This is a genomic window from uncultured Marinobacter sp., from assembly GCF_963974375.1.
GTDB lineage: Bacteria > Pseudomonadota > Gammaproteobacteria > Pseudomonadales > Oleiphilaceae > Marinobacter.
Genome location: NZ_CAXBDN010000418.1, coordinates 1 through 2,142, shown reverse-complemented (window position 1 = coordinate 2,142; position 2,142 = coordinate 1). Strand labels below are relative to the sequence as shown.

The 2,142-nt window shown below is 57.8% G+C and carries 2 protein-coding genes; both read left to right on the top strand.

Translation table 11 applies throughout. From position 1 onward, the window contains the following. The first annotated feature begins 101 nt into the window (after positions 1–101). A complete protein-coding gene (istA, locus tag AAC035_RS20925; RefSeq protein ID WP_339807049.1) occupies positions 102–1,286 on the top strand; it encodes an IS21 family transposase in 1,185 nt (394 codons plus the stop codon). Further along, positions 1,283–2,086: an IS21-like element helper ATPase IstB gene (gene istB / locus AAC035_RS20920; RefSeq protein WP_339807048.1), complete on the top strand. Its 804-nt coding sequence runs from the start codon at positions 1,283–1,285 to the stop codon at positions 2,084–2,086. The genes istA and istB overlap by 4 nt, the downstream gene beginning before the upstream one ends. The last annotated feature ends 56 nt before the right edge of the window (positions 2,087–2,142 follow it).

Below are 2,142 nucleotides of genomic sequence, written 5' to 3'. Positions count from 1 at the left end.
TCAGCAACAGTGCTAAAAGTCCGTAAATTGTCAGGATAGATTGTCCTCCCGACCCGCATGTCCTTTTCTTGAAGGTGACGAAACCTGAAAGGAAAAGACTCATGCAAAGCCGAGAGGACTTTCACATGATAAAACAACTAAGGGTACAGGGGGTGCATATCGTGGATATTGCCCACCGGATCGGATGCTCAGAACGCACGGTGCGTCGGTATCTCGCACTTCCGGCACCACCGACAGGCAAGCCCACGAAGCGCCGGCCCAGCAAGCTGGATCCCTTCAAGCCTTTTATCGATCAACAACTGGCCAACGACGTCTGGAACGCCGAGGTCATTTTCCAGCAATTGCGCGAACAGGGCTTTACCGGCTCATCCACGTTGGTTCGTGAGTACATCCAGCCCAAGCGATCACTGCGAGCGAGTAAGCAAACGGTCCGGTACGAGACCCCGCCCGGTAAGCAGCTCCAGCATGACTGGGGCCAGATCCGGACAGAGGTGGGCGGCCGAGCGTGCACCGTGAACATCGCGGTGAACGTGCTGGGTTACTCTCGCTACTTCCACGTTTGGGCGGGCCCACGCCAGGATGCGGAGCATACCTATGAGTCACTGGTGCAAGCCTTCCGGTACTTTGGCGGTGTGCCGGCCAGTGTGCTGGTGGATAACCAGAAGGCTGCGGTGGTTCGCCATGATCGTGATGGCAAGGTCACGTTCAATGCTGGCTTCCTTGAGCTGGCCAACCATTACGGCTTTGTCGCCAAAGCCTGCCGACCTCAGCGGCCCAGAACCAAGGGTAAGACCGAACGCATGGTCGGTTATGTGAAGCACCACTTCTTCCAGCGGTATCGCAGCTTCGACAGCTACGCACACCTGAATCAGTTGCTGGAGCAGTGGCTGATCACCTGCGCTGAGCAGCGACAGCTCAGACAGTTCCAGCAAACGCCGCTGGAGCGGTTCGCGGCAGAGAAGCCACACCTGCTGCCAAGACCCGGGGTCGACTTCGATACTCGCTACTACGATATCCGCCACGTCAGCTGGGATGCCTACATCGATGTCCGGGGCAACCGTTACAGTGTGCCCGCTCAGTGCTGCGGGCAGCAGGTCACCATCCGTATCAGCGTTGAGGATGAACTGACCGTCTATGACATCCGGGGTCAGAGGGTGGCCCAGCACCGGCTCACTGACCGGAAGGAAGGCTGGCAGGCCGTATCGGATCATCACACCCCCCTGTGGCAGGAGGTGATGCCGGTGCAACACCGGAGCTTGGCCGTGTATGAGGAGGTGCTCCAATGAACCTGGATCAACTCCTCGACCGGCTCAAGATGGATCACCTCCAGGCCTCACTGGACACCCTCTGCGAACACGCCAGCAAGAAGGACTTGAACTACCGGGAGTTCCTCGAACAGGCGCTGTCCCAGGAATGGGGCGGCCGCCATCAGAGGGGGCTGGATACGCGACTCAAACAGGCCAGGTTGCCCTGGATCAAAACCCTGGAACAGTTCGACTTCAGCTTCCAGCCCAGCCTTGACCGAAAGCTGATCCGGGAACTCTCCGGCCTCGGGTTCGTGGAACGCAACGAGAACGTGATCCTGCTGGGCCCGCCGGGGGTGGGTAAAACCCATCTGGCTGTCGCCCTTGGAGTAAAGGCCGCTGAGGCTGGCCATCGGGTATTGTTCATGACCCTGGATCGCCTGGTCAGCACGCTGGTGAAAGCTCGGCAGGAAAACCGGCTGGACCGACAGCTCCAGCAACTGACTTACCCGAAAGTACTTGTTCTCGACGAGATCGGTTACCTGCCCATGACCCGGGAGGAAGCCAGCCTGTTCTTCCGGCTGATCAACCGACGCTATGAGCGGGCCAGCACCATCCTGACCTCGAACAAGAGCTTCATGGACTGGGGCGAAGTGTTCGGAGATCAGGTCATTGCTACAGCAATACTGGACCGACTGCTGCACCACTCAAGTACGTTGAACATCAAGGGCGAGAGCTATCGGCTGAAGGACAAACGGAAGGCAGGTCTCATCCCCGGTACTACTCAACAACAGGAGGACTCTGAGGACACCGAATCTCAAAAAGCGGACACTGAAAACTGATGAAAACCGGACAATCTAAACTGACAAAAAGCGGTCAGAGTTCACCGTTGTTGACA

What these genes read in the sequence shown, in the direction of transcription:
- istA (WP_339807049.1), top strand. Translation starts at nt 102, where the DNA reads ATGCAAAGCCGAGAGGACTTTCACATGATAAAACAACTAAGGGTACAG.
- istB (WP_339807048.1), top strand. Translation starts at nt 1,283, where the DNA reads ATGAACCTGGATCAACTCCTCGACCGGCTCAAGATGGATCACCTCCAG.